This is a genomic window from Methanobrevibacter sp. (assembly GCF_045220775.1).
Taxonomy (GTDB): Archaea; Methanobacteriota; Methanobacteria; order Methanobacteriales; family Methanobacteriaceae; genus Methanocatella.
The window spans coordinates 1-17,940 of the sequence record NZ_JBGUWC010000018.1; the positions used below are offsets into that span (position 1 = coordinate 1).

A 17,940-nucleotide genomic window follows, 5' to 3' on the forward strand; every position below is an offset into this window, starting at 1 on the left:
ATTCCGCAGATGGGAGTTCTGAAGTACTTGAGGCTTTTGAAGCTTTTGAGGATAATTGCACTTTTCAACAGGCTCTACCATGACGCCGACAGGTTCGTCAAAAAGACAAACATGGACATAATCTTCGGCGCAATAGTCATCATCATAGTCATATTCACCGCACTGCTCTACATAATGGGCCCGACCTATAACTTCTTTGATGATTTCTATTTTGTCGTGGTGACCCTGGCCACCGTCGGCTACGGGGATGTGGTGCCGAAGACATTCAACGAAAAGGTAATTACGGTACTTCTGATATTCATAGGCATATTCGTTTTCTCCACAATCACGGCTGCGATGTCATCATATCTCACAGACAGGCTGCTGAACCAGGAGGAGGATGACATGGGCAGAATCGTTGAGGAAAATGCCAAGTCAATCAATGAGGAACTGGATAATATTAAAAAGGAACTTGAAACTACTCAAAAGCAGAATCAGAAGCTTCAAGATGAAATCCTTGAGATTAAAGAATTGATTAAAAATCAGGGTGAATAAATGGAATGTTATTTATCATTAAGATCTAATGCAGATTATGTGGTGAATATATTATTCCTGAAAAAACCGAAAGATTTATATATTGATTAAGTACAATATAATATGTTCTAAGAACAACACCACAAAAGTTTTTAGAACAAGCCTTATTTATATTATGGCTTTTTTTAAAAATAAATTTAACGGAGGACCATTACCATGAAAATTTTAAAACTAAATAAGCAAAAATGCAACGAACCTAAATTTGACGAACTTGACGAAATGATTTCCGGATTGGAATATTTCTTCGATGAGAAGGCAGACTTCAAGGATATCATATGGGAGAAAAACTTAAGCACCATCCTTGATTTCCAGGATGATGACGGAAGCTTCAAGCTTTTCGATTCATACAAGATTCCAAGCGATGCAAGAGTGGACTTCTGCTATATTCTAACATACCTCTGCACCGCAACCCTCATCAAGGCATTCCTTACAGATTCCGAATCATTCACCTCAAAAGAGAAATCTGCACTTTCAAACGGGCTTAAGGCTTCCTGTGCAAGAAACTTGCGCGGACACGGCTATGAAGCTTTCAAAGGCCAAATTGAAGCTTTAAACATTTTCATCAAGGCAGGACTCAATGAATTCATTGACCTCTACCCGGACCTTTGCCCTGAATTTACTGAAATGATTAAAAAAATCATATCCTATTTCAAGGATAGAGAATCTCAGGAAAACTTCCTTGGGCCATGGGGCGAAAGCTATGAGGACGAAATCAAGGCCATAAACAAATACTTTTCTCAAAGGAAAGTCTTTGTCTATGGAACCCTCATGAGCGGCGAAGGCAATCATGGATACCTTGACAGCAGCAAATGCCTTGGAAAAGCCTTCATTGAAGGCTATGACATGTACAATGTCGGATGGTATCCTGCAATCGTACCTGGCGATAGCCTTATAATCGGCGAGCTTTATCAGGTTCCGATAGAAGACATCCCATCAATCGACTCCCTTGAAGGCGAAGGCTCTCTCTATGCCAAAAAATGCGAAACAGTAACCTGTGCAGAGGGAAAAACAACCTTTGCTTTGGTTTACGTTTACCTTGGGGATGTTTCAAGCCTTGAAAAGATACCTGCATGGAATGAGGAATATGTATGGTATGTTTCCTATGGAAGCAATATGCTTGAGGAAAGATTCATGACATATATAAAAGGAGGGCATTACGAAGGCAGCAGGGAGTACCCTCCTTGTGAGGACACAACACCCCCAGTGGCAGTCAAAGCTTTTGATGTTCCTTATGACATGTACTTTGCCAAAAATTCATCCAACTGGCAATATCAGGGGGTTTCATTTCTTGATTTGACCAAAGATGGAAAGGCGCTTGGAGTCGCTTACCTTATAACAAAAGACCAATTTAGGCATGTCGCAACTCAAGAAAATGGCAAAAGATACCCTGATGGCAACGGATGGTATGGAGATATTGTTGACCTTGACCCAATGGACGGTTTTGAAGTAAAAACAATTACTAAAAAAATTCCCCATGAATCTAATAAACCAAGTCAACAATATCTGGATACTTTGGCTGATGGAATAAAGGAAAACTGGCCTGAAAAGTCAGATGAAGATATAAATGATTATCTTAATGATTGCCTCAGAAGATAATCTTTTTTCATCCCTTTTTTTAAATCAGTATCTGAAGAGCATGAGGTTTTTATAGGCAAATCAGGTTATTGCCGATCTACAATTGGGAGGATAAAATCTTTGAATACTTAAAAATCATTGCTAGAAATTTTCACCCAGCCATCCCTGATTGATGTCCGGATAGCCGCATTCCTCACAGTAGCCGTCATAGTTGGGCGCGCCGCAGGCGGGGCATTCACGATGGCTGCTTCCATAACTGGCGTTTGTGGTGGTTGTATTCCTGCTGGTTTTATAACTGCCGGAAGAGCTATTGTCGGTTGAACAGCAGAATGAGACGATGGCTATGAAAATCACTATCATGAAAATCAAGGTGAATATATCTGAAGCGAGATTTGAATACATGCTTAAGATTATATTCCCTTATCCTATTTATAGGATTTCATCATGACTTTAGTGATGTTATTTGATGATGCATTTTAAATCGCAAACTACATTAATGATTTAATCCATAGATATTACTGCAAGAAGTAAATATAACAACCATGCCATTATATTTGAACTCTTGAAATTAAACCGAAATTATTAGGAGTTGATACTTTGAATTTAAAACCGCTCCGTGGAGGGGCATATGTATGAATTTTTAAAAGAGGAACTGAAAACAGTCCTTTTGATCTTGTTGATAATTTTAGTAACCCATACAGTATTCTTTATGGTTTATAGCTACTGTATGAGCGGCGATGCCTTTTTGGCATTGAGAAACTTTTACTACCTGACCTACAATGTCAGGTTCTAGCATTGGCGAGGAGATAATATGAGATTGGAGATTTTAGTGATTGCATTTACATTATTTGTGTGTTGCTTGGTTGCCTTTCTGAATCCTGTATTGTGCATGGAGTTGGATGATGGCAATTTTACGCAAGGCGAAGTCTTTATGCCTGCTGATGGTCAATTTGATTTTGAAACCTTTACCTTAAACAGTTCCCGCAAGAACTTCACAGTTTATCATATTGAGAGCGGGCATGTATCTTTGGCTGATGATACAGGAGATAGGGTAATCAATGTCATCCAATTTGATAAAATGATGAATTTCAAAAAGGATTCTAAAAAATCTTTTCTTAATGGAGAGCTTCAAAAGACCAACTGGATGGTTGATGGTGTTTGCATTCATGAAATTGAGTTCATGAATGGGGAAAAATTGTATTCTGCTTGCGTGAAGGATGTTTCGACCAATACTATGGTTTATGTGGCAACACCGTCCGATAAGGAAACCGCAGATATGATAAACTCTTTAGATTTTACGGACTAATATATTAGTCCATCTATCTTTTCTTTCGGGTCTTGAATCATTTGTAAGCCATGTCTTTATGACTTCAAAGCCTGTTTTTTCAAATAAGTCAATTGCGGTGTCTTCAGTCAAATCGTTGAAGAACCTGCCGTTTCTCTCACCTTCAAAATCACCGTATTTGAATGATGCATAGAGTATTCCGGTTTTCCTTAAGCTGTTTTTTAATTTATCCAATACATATTCTATTTCTTCGCTTGGAACATGCAAAAGTGATGCTGATGCCCATATTCCATCAATCTCATCAATGAAATTAATATCCTGAAATTGCATGTGTTTAACATCAACACCTGAATATTCACTTGCCAGTTTGCACATCTCTTCGGAACCGTCTATTGCTTTTACATTATATCCTAAGGATTTGAATTTTAATGTGTCACGTCCGGATCCGCATCCTGCATCCAAGATAGTTCCATTTTCAGGAATCAACTTAAGGAATTCCTCATGGTGTTGGCTCATGTCAGCATCTACGGTTCCGTCAAAGAACTCTTGGGCATTTTCATCATAATAATTCATTTTTCTCAAACCTGTATTTGTAGTAATTAAGTGTCTTGTATTCAATTATATCTTGGAAGTGCTGCTTAAAGCTTTCCAAATTAATATAATCTTTTAAATCATCATTCAAGGCAAGTGCACAACCATCCTTTTTAATGAAAAATTCTCCATGAGACTTGTTCAGGAATTTGATTGGGTTTCTTTTGGCCAATGAGACATATTTCCTTTTAGGCCAGGTCTTATAGTCTTTTGTTGATTTGTCCTTAAGCATGTCGACTCCATTGGAAGCATAGGAGTAGAATTCTTTCATGGATATGTAGACATCATCATCTGAAATCTCCATTTTTATGTCTCCATTATTGTAGAATGCCTTTAGAATGGGCATCTTATAGGATTTGGTCATGCTTGTATTTTCAATTGTCTTTAGAAATTCATGGGCTTTTGTGTTGATTATTCTTTCCTCTTCTGAAGTCAATTCTCTATTGTCAGACAGGAAAGTGAGATAATCATTAAACAGGTTCAGCTTTGATCTTGTCTTCATTGCACCCATTACGCCTTCGTCCATGCCTAAAAACAGGTCGACCCTTGAAGGCCTGTGACCCAAGTCCTCCTTGACGGAGTTGAATTCTAGAATTATTTTGTCCTTTACTTTCAACTCTTGAGACGCTTGAATCTTGAAAAGGTCAACCAGTTGGAAGTCAAAATCAATATAACAGTCTTCAGGATATTCAAATTCCAGAACGGATTTTTTCAAAAGAGTTGTTCTATCATAATTTGAGCCACTCAAAAGAAATGGGATGAAATTGGCCTTTTTGTAATTGCCGATGAAATCCAAGACCTTTAAATGGGTTTTATTTTCACTTTTTCTCAAGCCCCTGCCCAATTGCTGCAGGAATATTGTTTGGGACTGTGTAGGCCTTAAAAACAGCACGGTATCGATTGAGGGGATGTCAACACCCTCATTGAACATGTCAACGGTAAAGAGTATTTTTAGCTCATTGCTTTTAAGCTTGGCTATTGCCTCGGAACGTTCCTGTGTGTATTCGCCCTGTTCGCCGCTGTGGACGGCAGCGGACGGGATGTTGTGGATGTTGAAATATTCCGCCATGTATAATGCATGGTTTATTGAAGAGCAAAATCCGATTGCAGTAGTGGAATTGTACTTCAGATAATGGTTATAGATTAATTCTGCCCTTTTATTGATCATTAGTTTCACTTCCAGGTCCTTTTCGTCATATTTTCCGTTTCTCATATTAACGGTTGAATAATCGATAGTATCATCATAGATTCCATAATATTTGAACGGAACCAGAAATCCCTTGTTGATTGCTTCCTTAAGACGGATTTCATAAACATTGTTGTAGTCGCATAATGCGAAAACGTCCCTGTTGTCCAGCCTTTCGGGGGTTGCAGTTAATCCTAACATGAATTTTGGGTTGAAGTAATTCAAAACGTTTTTATAACTGTTTGCAACCGCATGATGGAACTCATCGATGATGATGTAGTCGAACTGGTCCTCTTTGAATCTCTTTAGATTATATTCCCTACCCAGGCTTTGAACCAGTGCGAAAATGATGTCGGAATCCGTATCTTTTATTGTGTTATAGAAAAATCCGGTGGACTTGTTGGTGTGGACGTTCCTGAAGCTTTCTTCTGCCTGCTTTATGATTTCTTCTCTATGGGCTATGAACAGTATTTTTTCATAATTTTTTGAATCGAATGCCGCAAGATATGTTTTTCCTGTACCTGTAGCTGCAACAACCAGCCCTTTGTCGTAGCCCTCTTCACGAGATTTATTCAATGCATATAATGCTTCAACTTGCGGGCCTCGAGGCTTGAATTCTTTAGGCTCTTTTTCATCTGATGGAGGTTTAGTGAACTTGGGCCTAATCCATGATTTTGAGTATTCCCTCAGTTCCTTATCAGTAACCTGAATAGAATGATTTTCGAAGAGGTCTTCAAATTCATTGTAAAAATAATTGAAATCTTTTTCATTATCTGATTTTGTAAAGTGGTAATTCCATTCTATGGATGTCGTAAGCGCTCCCCTTGAAAGGTTTGAAGATCCGACATAGATTTCAGAGTCGTCTTTTGTGTGGAAGATATAAGCTTTCGGATGGAAGCTTTTGTCCTGTCGGCTGTAAAAGCGCAAATCCAGATTAGGCAATTCACTTTTAAGGATGTAAAGTGCTTCAGGTTGGGTGATGTTTAAATATTTGCTTGTCAGGATTCTTATTTTTGCATCTGTGCTTTTCAAGTCATCTATGATTTGCCTTACTCCTGATTGCATTAGAAACGAAACAATTATATCAATGCTTTCTGCATTTGAGATGCTTTGTCTTATTTGATTTAAAAATTTCTCATTGTTTCCTGTAAATGCATTATGTTTCATATTGATTCTCCTTTAAAAAAAATAGTTTTTAAGTCTTGCTTCAATTCTAAATTCGTTATACATTGTCTTTGTATTCTTATTTGATTCGATTGCTAAATATTTGTTTGGGTCATTTCATGTGTTGGCAAGACTGCCTTTTCAAACCAATACTCTTTAAGCTTAAGGGGTCTTTTCACGAAATTCCAATAAGATTCATTTATTTTCAAGTTAGTATTTTCTTCAATGTGTTTTAAGGAGTTAAAAGAGGTATAATAGGTGCTTTGTCAAAATCGATTTGGCTTGGAGCCCATTTATCTCCATCAATGTCATAAAGTATCGTGTTTAAAAGTATATTACTAACATTATATATACTAAATTATATGAAAATCATATCATGGAACTGCAATGGTAAATTTAGGGAGAAATTTATTAATGTATCAGAAGAAGATGCTGATATATACATTATTCAGGAATGTGAAAATCCTTGTGAATCAAAATCTAAAGAATACAAGGAATTTGCTGGAGACAATTACCTTTGGACTGGAGATATCCATTACAAAGGTTTGGGGATATTTGCAAAAAATCATATTGAACTGGAAAAAATAGGATTTGCTGCTGATGATTTTAAACATTTCATTGCAGTTCGTGTAAATGATTCGTTCAACTTGCTTGGCGTGTGGGCAATGCCGAAATATGTTGAAATGATTCATGATTTTTTTGATGCAAACGAAGATTTATTTGATGAAAATCTCATAATGTGCGGAGACTTTAACAGTAATGTGGTCTTCAATAGGGAGCATCCAAAAAGGAAAAACCACACGGAACTGCATAAAAAACTTGAAAATAAAAATTTAATCAGTGTTTATCATGATTTGACTGGTGATGAGCAAGGAAATGAAAAATCAATGACATTTTACCAAGCAAGGCATTTGAATAATCCATTTCATCTGGATTATGTTTATGCAGGTGAAAACGTTGTGAAAAAATTTGAAATTTTAGATTTCTATAAATGGTTAACTGTAAGTGATCATTTGCCTTTAGCGTTTAAGATATAATTTAGATGAAATAATGGCTAAAATAGGATGGCATGACTCTTTTGGAATTAAAACGGATAATAAATATTACATGTAACATTTCTGCAGTCTTTTATTTCCAATTGAAATCAGATTAAAACGAGTAGCTAATGAGGTTTATTATGGCGTATGAGAAAAAAAGTATTAAAACCATATTGAAAGATGTGGAAAGAGGGGAAATGTATCTTCCGGCCATTCAGCGAAAATATGTGTGGAAGGATTCCCAGATTACAAGATTATTCGACTCTATCATGTTGGGGTACCCAATTGGAACATTTTTGTTTTGGAAAGTAAAGAAGGAAACTGTAAATCATAAGGAATATTCCATGTATGAATTTATAAAAGATTATCATGATAGGGACATGAATAAAAATCCCGCAGCCCCTCATCCGTTAATATGCACAGGGGATGAAACAATGTGGGCTGTTTTGGATGGGCAACAGAGACTAACTTCATTGTATATTGCTCTCCAGGGCAGCATGAGTAGAAAACTACCGAGGAAACGATGGAATAATGATGATGCTTTTCCAAAAAAAGAATTGTATTTTGATTTGCATAGTGAAAAGATTGATGATGAGGATATCACTTATAATTTTAAGTTTTTGACTGCTGAAGAGGCTGCGAAAAATAAGGACGGCAAGATTTGGTATCTGGTAAAGGATATTCTCAAATATTCAACTGAAGATTTGCCGGAAGTTATACTTAATAGTGACTGGGCAAAAGATGAAGTCGCAAGAAAAAACATTTCTCTTTTACATACAAGATTGGTTCGTGATGAGATAATCAATTATTTTGAAGTTGAGGAAGACTCTATTGATAGTGTTTTGGATATTTTCGTAAGGGTAAATTCAGGAGGAACAGTACTGTCAAAGAGTGATTTGTTGTTTTCAACAATCGTTTCGCATTGGGACAATGCAAGAGATGAGATTGATAATCTTCTTTCTGAGATTAATAAAAAAGGAGAAGGATTCAAGTTTTCCAATGATTTCATAATGCGCACCTGTCTTTATCTTTTAGACATGCCGGTGACACTAAAAGTGGAAACATTCAAAAAGGACAGTGTCCTTAAGATCAAAGATAATTGGGGAGATATTCGCAAAGCCATCACGGACACAGTGGATTTGTTGAATGAATTTGGATTCAATTCAGAGAACATGGTTTCTTATGTTGCCGTTTCCCCTATGGTCTATTACAGATTTAAGGGAGGAAATTTTGACCCAAGTAGCAAAAGTGAGTTAAGAAAATATATTGTCATAGCACAAGTAAAACAGATTTTCGGTGCAGCAACAAATGCTGCATTGACAAATATTAGGAGTGCATTAAAGGCAGCACCTGCTAACTCGTTCAGCATGTCAAACCTCAATAACGTAAGATTCACAGGCGAGAAAACCCTTCGATATACTGTAGATGAGATTGACTCAATGTTCGATACATATGAGAAACGCCAGTATAAATTTATGATTTTGTCTCTTCTGTATCCTAATTTGAAATATGGCCAAAATGAATTCCATCTTGATCATATGCATCCTCACTCTAGTTTTGAAGAGGAGAACATCAGCGATTTGATACTTCCAGACGGCAAAGTGATTGATGATGATACAAAAGAGGATTGGCGAAGGCGTAGAGACGCATTGGCAAACTTGCAATTGCTGGAGGGAAGGGAAAACGAATCTAAAAATGCAATGCCCCTGACCGATTGGCTAAAAGAACCTGGAAATCGTGATAATGTAAAGTATCTTCCTGAAGACATATCATATGAACTTTCTAATTTCGAAGAGTTTATGGAGAAACGACAGGAATTAATGAGCAAGGCTTTAAAAGAGTTATTATTGTGATGTGGATTATTATAAAGAACATTTAATAAGATATGTAAATTGAGGATATCTGAGGGAATATGCAACAAGGATTTCACGATAAAAATTTAATATGGTTTCAACAGAATATATTTGAATGATTTCAGTGGTTTTATGGATACAAATAAGTTGGAGATTCTGAAAGATTATATTGTTGGTGCAAGAAAAGTTACTGAATATATCGATGATGATAACATTAGTTTCTCTTTTGAAAAATCACCTTTGATATTTGATTGGAAATCCGAAGGATTTGGGATTGAATATTTATTAATCAATGACATATTCAGTTGGCTATGTTACTTGGGACTGGGTGACGGGAATATTGCTGATGAAGAGGTTAAATTCATTAATAATTGTTTGGATTTGGATTATACTAAAGATGAAATTCGAAAGTTTGCTATTTTTAAATTAAATAAGGATTTTAAAAACCATATTCCAATTTCATTCATGTTCTTCTGTGAAGCGGAGATTGTAAACAAAGATTTAATGATATCCCATGCAGCACCAATATATTCTGAAAATCTTTTTGCATTATTTGCCAGATTAGGGGAATCATTTATCGGATGTGATGGTGAAATCACATCTGATGAAAAAACTATTTATAATGAATATCTACATTTGCTTTGGCAAAATCTAAATGATTTTAAAAAAAGGAGAGGTATTGATGACTCTTATGACAATTTAGTTGGAGAAGATGTATTGGAAAAGGATATAAATATTGAAACCCAGTTAGATAAGAGAATTGCAGATAAGATGAATCTTGTTTTAAAGTTAATTTCTCAAGGCTATTCATTATATGATTTAAATAATGTCGCATTCATTTCAACAGATGTTATTGCCAAATGGTTTTACAAAGGCAGATTAGTCGATGAAAAATTTGAAGAGTTTCATTTGAAATGCATGAAGATTAATCCAGATTTTGAAAGTGATGTTGATGAGGTCATTGAACACATAGATATTTTTAGCATTGATGATGAAATAAATTCCAACCAAAAGGCTGAAAATAGCAAGCCTAAACGCACTTCAAAACAAAAAAAACAAGATTATAAACTTCATATTAATGGATTGCAATCTCAATTTTTATTAAAAGAAAAAAATACGCACGAATTAATTGAAAAATGTTTTCCTGCTCCTCAAATGACAAATTCTAAATTCAATAATCGTGTTGATGATTGCTCAAAAATATTTTATAAAAAACTAGATAATACTGTGTTAATGATTGATTCTGCAAATGTTTATTCAGATGAATTAGAAAACGAAATTAAATCGAATATGGATGTTTTAAATGAGATAAGCAGTAAACTGGATTCTCTTCATGAAGAATTATTAATTACTATATCCAAATCTGGTGATGAGGATGTTGAAAATATTTTGGAGGAAATGGCTAGGTTAATAGATTCGGTTAAAGAATATTGATTTGAAAAGCATTGTCTGAATTAAAATTATTTCGCGAACCAGTAGTGGAGTATGCAAATTTTATAATTTATATAGATTAAAATGTCTATAGTGAACAAAATAAATGGAAAATTATCCTTATGAACATTCATATCGGAGTTGATTCATATGGTTGACAAGTTTAGCAAAGAGACACGCAGCTATGTCATGTCTCGGATCAGGGGCAAGGACACCAAGCCGGAAATTCTTGTTCGCAGTTATCTCTTTTCGAAAGGTCTGCGCTTTCGAAAGAATGACAGGAGATATCCCGGAAGCCCTGATGTTGTGTTGCCGAAATATAATACTGTAGTGTTTGTTCATGGTTGCTTTTGGCATCTCCATGAGGGATGCAAGTATGCGTCAATGCCGAAATCCAATGTCGATTACTGGGAGAAGAAGCTATATGGAAACAGGGAACGTGACGAACGCAATCGGAAGCAACTTGAAGAAATGGGTTGGAATGTCATCACTGTGTGGGAGTGTGAATTGAAAAAGGACAAACTTGAACAGACACTTGAGGAATTATATGCTCAAATAACATCTGAACTGTAGATTCCAAACTTATTTGTCATTATATGAGGAATGCATTCACATTTTTGTCAATGTTTTCAAGCAAAATATTAGAACATGTTAATGAGGTTAACGTTATGATAGAAGGCACCTGCCCTTATTGTGGCCATGATAGATTCTGGGGCTTGACTAGAAAATATGTTAGATGCGCTAGTTGCGGAGAACTTATTGAAAGGGATATTTTTAATAAAGATATTTGTCCCGAATGTCTGTCTCTTGAATTCATCATCGATTTTAAAAGAGCGGAAGTTGTATGCGCTCTTTGCGGATTGGTAATTGATGAAAATATTCCAGATAGGGGTTTTGGATTCAACGAATTCAGATTCTCACGAACGGATGAGGATGCAGCAATTGAAAATACCGTTTCATTCACCCTCCATGATAAAGGTTTGCCTACAATGATTGACAGCAAAAACAAGGATATTCATGGAAAAAGCATTCCTTCAAGAAACATGAAGCAATGGGGCAGATTAAGGAAACTGGATAGAAAAGGTAGAATTTCAGGACCATATGAAAGAAATTTGGCAGAAGCGTTGAATAAACTCAACATTCAAGCCACAATGCTCAGCCTTCCAAAAACCATGAGGGAAGATGCGAGCATAACATATAGAAAAGCGTTAGACTATAAATTGATTAAAGGAAGGGGCATCAATAAAGTGGTGGCTGCTTCCTTATACATTTCATGCAGACGTTTCAGAATTCCTTACACGCTTGCCGAAATTGGCGAATTGTCAGGCATCTCCAAAACGGAGCTTGGGAGAACATACAGATTCTTAACTCGTGAATTAAATATAAAATTGCCTCTGGCTTCACCAAGAGATTTTGTTCCAAGATTTGCATCAGAATTGGAGCTTTCTAGTGAAGTGGAGTCAAAAGCCATTGAAATCATTGAAAAAGCCGAGGAAAGAGGATTAACTTCTGGACAGTCAAATATTATGGCGGCCGCCGCATTATACGCTGCTTCAAATGCCTCTGGTAAACAAATACGGATGATGGATGTAACGGATGTTGCGAAAGTGTCGTCATCCACGCTCAAAAAAAGAAGTGAGGGATTTGACCGATATTTGGATTGACCTTTCCTGTTGAAATGAATGCTTTTAGATAATAAGAGGAGCATAATCAAATTATTCTCAAGCATATTTATTAATTCTAAAACATGCAAATATTATAATATTGATATGATGATATATAAAGTGATTTTATGGATGAAATATTTGATAAGCTAATTCGATTTCAGGTTGAAAGGGATTGGAAAAAATTCCACACTCCAGAAAATCTGGCAAAATCCATTTCTATTGAAGCGGCAGAACTTCTAGAACATTTCCAATGGGGTAAAGACTATAATCTGGAAGATGTTTCTGAAGAGTTGGCGGATGTTTTAATCTATTGCATTTATATGGCAAATAGTCTAGATTTGGATATTAAGGAAATAATTTTAGATAAAATGGAGAAGAATGCCATAAAGTATCCTGTTGACAAATCAAAAGGCAATGCAACTAAGTATACGGAGTTTTAACAATGATTGTTTATGAGGCTTCAAAGGCGGAATTTGTCGATTCGGTGTTTTCGGGTTCGATAACCGATGAGATTTATGAGATGTATCAGCAGAAGATAGGCAAATCCGGAAAATCGCAGATTATGTCTTGGGAAAACTCGATGCAGTATATGTATAGGGTTCTTGAAGACAGTGAGATACCGGATGACTGCGGAGTGGCCATTGAGTTCACGATTCCGACAACCTCAAAGAGAATCGATTTCATAATAACTGGGTTGAACCAGTTTCAGGATGATTCAGTTGTGATAATCGAGCTTAAGCAATGGTCCGAGGCCCAAAAAGTAGAAGGGAAAGATGGTGTTGTAAAAACAATTTTAGGCGGCGGTTTGAGGGAAACCACCCATCCTTCATATCAGGTCTGGTCATATGCATCATTGATCAAAAATTTCAACCAAACTGTTGAGGAGGATGAAATCGGACTTCATCCTTGCGCATATCTGCATAATTATGATTTTATTGAAGAAGACCCTTTGACTGATGAGATATACAAGCCTTATTTTGATGAAGCACCTTTATACGGCAAAAGGGATGCATTGAAGCTAAGAAATTTCATTAAAAAATATATACGATATGGCGACAACTCCGATATTCTGCTCAGGATTGACAATGGAAAGATACGACCTTCCAAAAAGCTTCAGGATACATTGGCTAGCATGCTTGATGGAAATAAGGAATTTGTCATGATTGATGAGCAGAAGATATGCTATGAACTGGCCATCAAGATGGCTCGCGAATCGTATCTGGATGATAAGAAAAGGGTTTTGATAGTTGAAGGGGGTCCCGGAACAGGCAAGTCTGTCGTGGCCATCAATCTGTTAGTGGACCTCATGGCAGATGATATGCTGTCTTTGTATGTTACCAAAAACTCTGCTCCTAGGAATGTATTTTTTGAGAAATTGAAAGGAGGAAAGCATTCCTTAAGCTATTTGAAGAATCTCTTTAAGGGGTCAGGATCGTTTACTGCTTCTGAAAGCAATGAATTTGATGCAATAATAGTTGATGAAGCTCATCGTTTGAATAAAAAATCTGGACTATTCAGCAATTTGGGTGAAAATCAAGTTAAAGAAATAATCAATGCGGCCAAATTCAGCGTATTTTTCATCGATAAGCATCAAAAGATTTCATTGAAGGATTATGGAAGTGTCGAAGCAATTTATGAGTTTTGTAACTATTTTGATGCTGAAGTTGAGCACATCAAATTGGAATCGCAATTCAGATGCAACGGATCTGATGGCTATTTGTCATGGCTTAATGATGTGCTTGAGATTGAAGAGACTGCAAACTTTGATGGATTTGACTTTGACTATGACTTCAGGGTTGTCGATTCCCCTTCTGAATTAAGGGATTTGATTTTTGAAAAAAATACTGATAACAATGCTAGATTGTTGGCAGGCTATTGTTGGGATTGGATAAAGGAAGGAAAGAACAATACTGATGTTCATGACATAGTCATTGATGACTTTTCAATGAGCTGGAATTTGGGAAATTCCGATACTTGGGCAATTGATGAGGATTCAGTTAATGAAATAGGTTGCATTCACACTTCACAGGGTTTGGAGTTTGATTATGTTGGTGTTATCATTGGGGAAGATATGCGATTTGATGGTGAGCATATTGTAACTGATTTTGAGAAAAGAGCAAGAACTGATCAATCTTTAAAAGGGATTAAAAAAATGTATAAAGAAAATTCAGTTGGAGCTTTAGAAATTGCAGATGAGATTATTAAAAATACTTATCGCACTTTAATGACACGTGGAATGAAAGGATGTTATATTTATTGTGAAGATATGGAACTTCAAACATATTTTAAAGAAAAATTGAGTAGGTTGTAATTTTATTTACTTTCCAATATTGACTAAAACGTGTTAAATTAGAATTTAAATATCAAAATATTTATATACTTTCAAAATCAATTATTTAAACAGCGTTTTAATAAAAATTAATGTTCTATTGTTTTATTTTTGAAGGTGCAATAAATATAAATTTGATTTAGATGATTATTATGGCAAAAAGTAATTCAAATTCGTTAGTTGAAGAAAGTAGTTATGTTTGGAATGGCAAGCCAAAAATATTTAAAAAAGAAATTGATGAAACTAACCCTTATACTGTTGTTGATTTATTTTGTGGTGCTGGTGGAGCATCATATGGTTTTCAAAGTGCAGGTTTTAATGTTGTTTTAGGTATTGATCATTTAATTCCTGCTTTAAACACTTTTAAAAAGAATCATGAAAATTCTTCTACAATTTTAGGAGATATTAAGGATATTTCTCCTGAACTTATTGAAGATATATTGGATGGCATTAACGTAAAAGTTTTAATTGGTGGTGTTCCATGTCAAGGTTTTTCTTTAAATAATAGAAAAAGGAGAGAGGATGATCCTAGAAATCAATTATTTTATGAATTCGTTAGGTTTATAAAAATATTAAAACCAGATATGATAATGTTAGAAAATGTTTCTGGAATGAAGTCAATGAAAAATGGTGAAGTTGTTGAAACAATTAGATCAGAAATTATTTCAGCTGGTGAAGAAATTGGCAAAAAGTATAATGTTGAATATAAAATGTTAAATGCCGCTGATTATGGTGTTCCTCAATTAAGGAATCGCTTGATATTTTTAGGGGGAAGTTCCAATTTTAATATTACTTTTCCGAAACAAAAATTTTCACCTGATAACTATAGGACAGTTAGAGATGCAATAGGCGACATGCCATCATTAAAACCAAAAGAAAATAAAAAAGAATATGCTAAAGAACCATTTTCGGAATATCAAAAGTTAATGAGAAAAGGCAGTAAATTTTTATTCAATAATCAGGCTCCTAATCATCCTCAGAAAACTGTTGATAGAATAAAAAATACATTACCTGGTGAACCAATGTATCCTCGTTATAAACAAAGAATTAGATTAAGTTGGGATGCTCCTAGCCCCACACAAGTTTGTGGAGGGATTAGACCTCAGTTTCAATTTGGACACCCTGAAGATAATAGGGGTTTAACAATTCGCGAGCGTGCAAGAATACAAAGTTTCCCAGATACTTTCATGTTTACTGGAGGAATGGTTCAAGAAAGAGTGCAGACAGGTAATGCAGTTCCTCCTTTGTTAGCTCAGGCAATAGCTGAAAATTTATATGGGGAATTGTCAAAATAAATTAATTTTATTTTCCTTAGATTTTTGTTAATTTATATTTCTCCTCAATATTGTTTTTATTTGAAAAAATTTATTAATTATATTTTTCTAATATTTTATTAACAATATTGTAGTGTGTTTAAAATGAACATTAATTTATGGGTTAGTACACAAGAAACAGCTGATTGGCTTTCAGAAAATACAATTTTAAATGATTTGGAATTCAATGTTAAAGAACTTGTTGAAAGTGATGCGAATAAACCAAAACAATTTCACAGGCTTCCTGAAGCTATTAAGAGAATTTTATATTTGGATGCTGTTGATATAATTATTGAAGTCAATAAAAAACCGGTTTTAGCTGTTGAAATTTCTCATGAAGCAGGTACCGGACATAATGCATTTCAAAGATTTGCCAGATTAGTTGCAGCAGCAGAATATAATATTCCTGTAGCATATATCTATCCAGAGGCAGGTTTTATTCACCGTGCTTCATCTGATAGATGGGATGCAATTAATCCAACAGTTTTTAGAGCGTTGGAAAAAGTAATGCAAATTCATAATTCTCCTGCTCTTTTATATTATTATCCTTCAGAGTTTGATGGGGATTATACTAATGTTCCTTATTCTTCATCAAAAGGATTAATTCATGATGATAATTATTTGAGTTTACCTAATTCTAAAGATTCAGAGATGCAAGAGTTCTTTAAATTTGTTAATATACTTTTAGAAAGGATAATTAATAATGAAAGAGAATTATTATTAATTAATAATCCTTTGGTCTCTAAAAGGCGAGATTGGATGCAGGAACAATTTATTTTAAAAGGAGGTAATGATAGAATATGGTCTCCAAATACAAGCACGATAAAAGTTTCCACTTCTTCATTAATAAAATTCTTAACAAAATATTCTGGAAGAAACTATGATTTTGGAGATTTATTGTTGTCTCGTGAAGATACATTAATTTATATGGTTAATGCAAACTTGAGGGGCGACCCATATCCTGGTGCTTTATCTGCATTAGATTATTTAAACACCAGAATTGGTGAAAATATTGAAGACCGTTCTATGAATTTAGTAATGGCTTGGTGCACCTTGGAATATGATGGGGAAAATGATGAGTTAATCGTTATTGATGGTAAAAGTTCTATAAATGACTTTATGAGATCTGTTAATCAGGTAAGGGATAAAAATAAATGTTTATTATCTTATGATGATTATAATGACCTTTCTTCAAAAAAATATAATATTCCAAGATATTATATGCAAGTAAATCATAGCTGCAGGTTTACAAAAAAGAAAGAACTTAGAGTTTATTCAGTATTTGCGGATGCTCTTCTATTTAAAGATGGATGTTTGTGGAAGGATGGTTAAATGAATGAGGAACTTGTAACTAAATCCATAATATATTATTTAAAAGAGAATGATTGGAATATTTTCGCTTTTGATTATCCTCAGAGCGGAACAGGTTTTTTAATCCATCCAAATGATAGATTAGAAAAAAATAAAGAATCAATAATTCCGGACATTATTGCCTATAAAGACTCCACATGCATCATTATGGAAAACAAATCCTATTATTATGAACAAGATTTTATTAAATTAGATAATTTAAAAAATGATGTTAGTTATTCTAATGACTTAAAGAGTATTTTAAAACGATTGAATTGTAAAAATATTAAATATGGAATTGGATTGCCTGAAAAAGATTTCATACAAAATAAATCTGAGGAGCACATGGAGTTAGTTGATTTTATTATAACTGTAGATGATTCTAGGAATTGTAAAAAACATTTATATTGAATTTAATATTTGGAAAAAATAATATTAATCATTCTTTTTAAAGTCAAAAAATCCAGCTTGAACTATATTTCTTAAAAAGGATATGCTTATATTTAGATTCATTATTAATCTTTTGAAATTAATTTGAAGATTTTCATCAGGATATTTCTCACCTGTAGTATGGGATGTAACTTTG

16 protein-coding genes are annotated in these 17,940 nt (G+C 34.7%); 14 read left to right on the forward strand and 2 right to left on the reverse strand.

Annotation, left to right across the window (positions count from 1 at the left end; translation table 11 throughout):
* From ACJROP_RS00765 to ACJROP_RS00780, 4 genes are all read left to right on the forward strand, one after another.
* Positions 1–534, forward strand: a 534-nt coding sequence (locus ACJROP_RS00765) for an ion channel (protein WP_406533607.1), incomplete at its 5' end; no start/stop codon positions are given.
* Positions 535–729: 195 nt separating this feature from the next.
* Positions 730–2,169, forward strand: coding sequence for a gamma-glutamylcyclotransferase (locus tag ACJROP_RS00770; protein WP_406533608.1), 1,440 nt, complete (start codon positions 730–732; stop codon positions 2,167–2,169).
* 607 nt (positions 2,170–2,776) lie between these two features.
* On the forward strand, positions 2,777–2,941 hold the full coding sequence (locus ACJROP_RS00775) for a hypothetical protein (protein ID WP_406533609.1): 165 nt from the start codon (positions 2,777–2,779) through the stop codon (positions 2,939–2,941).
* 18 nt (positions 2,942–2,959) lie between these two features.
* The gene (locus ACJROP_RS00780; protein ID WP_406533610.1) at positions 2,960–3,454 is read left to right on the forward strand and encodes a hypothetical protein; all 495 of its coding nucleotides are present in this window, start codon (positions 2,960–2,962) and stop codon (positions 3,452–3,454) included.
* Here ACJROP_RS00780 and ACJROP_RS00785 read toward each other — a convergent pair.
* A complete protein-coding gene (locus ACJROP_RS00785) occupies positions 3,437–4,006 on the reverse strand; it encodes a class I SAM-dependent methyltransferase (RefSeq protein ID WP_406533611.1) in 570 nt (189 codons plus the stop codon). The genes ACJROP_RS00780 and ACJROP_RS00785 overlap by 18 nt on opposite strands.
* On the reverse strand, positions 3,993–6,377 hold the full coding sequence (locus tag ACJROP_RS00790) for a DEAD/DEAH box helicase family protein (protein WP_406533612.1): 2,385 nt from the start codon (positions 6,375–6,377) through the stop codon (positions 3,993–3,995). The genes ACJROP_RS00785 and ACJROP_RS00790 overlap by 14 nt, the downstream gene beginning before the upstream one ends.
* A 359-nt stretch (positions 6,378–6,736) precedes the next feature.
* On the opposite strand from ACJROP_RS00790, the gene ACJROP_RS00795 reads away from it, so the two are divergent.
* From ACJROP_RS00795 to ACJROP_RS00840, 10 genes are all read left to right on the forward strand, one after another.
* Positions 6,737–7,411: an endonuclease/exonuclease/phosphatase family protein gene (locus tag ACJROP_RS00795; RefSeq protein WP_406533613.1), complete on the forward strand. Its 675-nt coding sequence runs from the start codon at positions 6,737–6,739 to the stop codon at positions 7,409–7,411.
* Between the two features lie 140 nt (positions 7,412–7,551).
* Positions 7,552–9,264 (forward strand): DUF262 domain-containing protein, encoded by a 1,713-nt coding sequence (locus ACJROP_RS00800; RefSeq protein WP_406533614.1) that lies wholly within the window; start codon positions 7,552–7,554, stop codon positions 9,262–9,264.
* A 132-nt stretch (positions 9,265–9,396) separates the two neighbouring features.
* Entirely contained in the window at positions 9,397–10,698 is a 1,302-nt protein-coding gene (locus ACJROP_RS00805; protein ID WP_406533615.1) for a hypothetical protein, read from the forward strand.
* A 147-nt stretch (positions 10,699–10,845) separates the two neighbouring features.
* On the forward strand, positions 10,846–11,268 hold the full coding sequence (locus ACJROP_RS00810; protein WP_406533616.1) for a very short patch repair endonuclease: 423 nt from the start codon (positions 10,846–10,848) through the stop codon (positions 11,266–11,268).
* 185 nt (positions 11,269–11,453) lie between these two features.
* Positions 11,454–12,359, forward strand: a complete 906-nt coding sequence (locus ACJROP_RS00815; RefSeq protein ID WP_406533622.1) for a TFIIB-type zinc ribbon-containing protein — start codon at positions 11,454–11,456, stop codon at positions 12,357–12,359.
* A 128-nt stretch (positions 12,360–12,487) separates the two neighbouring features.
* On the forward strand, positions 12,488–12,802 hold the full coding sequence (locus ACJROP_RS00820) for a nucleotide pyrophosphohydrolase (RefSeq protein WP_406533617.1): 315 nt from the start codon (positions 12,488–12,490) through the stop codon (positions 12,800–12,802).
* A 2-nt stretch (positions 12,803–12,804) separates the two neighbouring features.
* A complete protein-coding gene (locus tag ACJROP_RS00825; protein WP_406533618.1) occupies positions 12,805–14,673 on the forward strand; it encodes a DNA/RNA helicase domain-containing protein in 1,869 nt (622 codons plus the stop codon).
* Positions 14,674–14,843: 170 nt separating this feature from the next.
* Positions 14,844–15,986 carry a DNA cytosine methyltransferase gene (locus tag ACJROP_RS00830; RefSeq protein WP_406533619.1) on the forward strand — a complete coding sequence of 381 codons (1,143 nt, stop codon included), beginning with the start codon at positions 14,844–14,846 and terminating at the stop codon, positions 15,984–15,986.
* 123 nt (positions 15,987–16,109) lie between these two features.
* A complete protein-coding gene (locus tag ACJROP_RS00835; protein ID WP_406533620.1) occupies positions 16,110–17,336 on the forward strand; it encodes a hypothetical protein in 1,227 nt (408 codons plus the stop codon).
* Complete coding sequence (locus tag ACJROP_RS00840; RefSeq protein WP_406533621.1) at positions 17,337–17,765, forward strand: hypothetical protein; 429 nt, start codon at positions 17,337–17,339, stop codon at positions 17,763–17,765.
* Positions 17,766–17,940 lie beyond the last annotated feature (175 nt).

What these genes read in the sequence shown, in the direction of transcription:
- ACJROP_RS00790 (WP_406533612.1), bottom strand. Translation starts at nt 6,377, where the DNA reads ATGAAACATAATGCATTTACAGGAAACAATGAGAAATTTTTAAATCAA.
- ACJROP_RS00840 (WP_406533621.1), top strand. Translation starts at nt 17,337, where the DNA reads ATGAATGAGGAACTTGTAACTAAATCCATAATATATTATTTAAAAGAG.
- ACJROP_RS00830 (WP_406533619.1), top strand. Translation starts at nt 14,844, where the DNA reads ATGGCAAAAAGTAATTCAAATTCGTTAGTTGAAGAAAGTAGTTATGTT.
- ACJROP_RS00770 (WP_406533608.1), top strand. Translation starts at nt 730, where the DNA reads ATGAAAATTTTAAAACTAAATAAGCAAAAATGCAACGAACCTAAATTT.
- ACJROP_RS00835 (WP_406533620.1), top strand. Translation starts at nt 16,110, where the DNA reads ATGAACATTAATTTATGGGTTAGTACACAAGAAACAGCTGATTGGCTT.
- ACJROP_RS00800 (WP_406533614.1), top strand. Translation starts at nt 7,552, where the DNA reads ATGGCGTATGAGAAAAAAAGTATTAAAACCATATTGAAAGATGTGGAA.
- ACJROP_RS00775 (WP_406533609.1), top strand. Translation starts at nt 2,777, where the DNA reads ATGTATGAATTTTTAAAAGAGGAACTGAAAACAGTCCTTTTGATCTTG.
- ACJROP_RS00810 (WP_406533616.1), top strand. Translation starts at nt 10,846, where the DNA reads ATGGTTGACAAGTTTAGCAAAGAGACACGCAGCTATGTCATGTCTCGG.
- ACJROP_RS00820 (WP_406533617.1), top strand. Translation starts at nt 12,488, where the DNA reads ATGGATGAAATATTTGATAAGCTAATTCGATTTCAGGTTGAAAGGGAT.
- ACJROP_RS00780 (WP_406533610.1), top strand. Translation starts at nt 2,960, where the DNA reads ATGAGATTGGAGATTTTAGTGATTGCATTTACATTATTTGTGTGTTGC.
- ACJROP_RS00795 (WP_406533613.1), top strand. Translation starts at nt 6,737, where the DNA reads ATGAAAATCATATCATGGAACTGCAATGGTAAATTTAGGGAGAAATTT.
- ACJROP_RS00825 (WP_406533618.1), top strand. Translation starts at nt 12,805, where the DNA reads ATGATTGTTTATGAGGCTTCAAAGGCGGAATTTGTCGATTCGGTGTTT.
- ACJROP_RS00785 (WP_406533611.1), bottom strand. Translation starts at nt 4,006, where the DNA reads ATGAATTATTATGATGAAAATGCCCAAGAGTTCTTTGACGGAACCGTA.
- ACJROP_RS00805 (WP_406533615.1), top strand. Translation starts at nt 9,397, where the DNA reads ATGGATACAAATAAGTTGGAGATTCTGAAAGATTATATTGTTGGTGCA.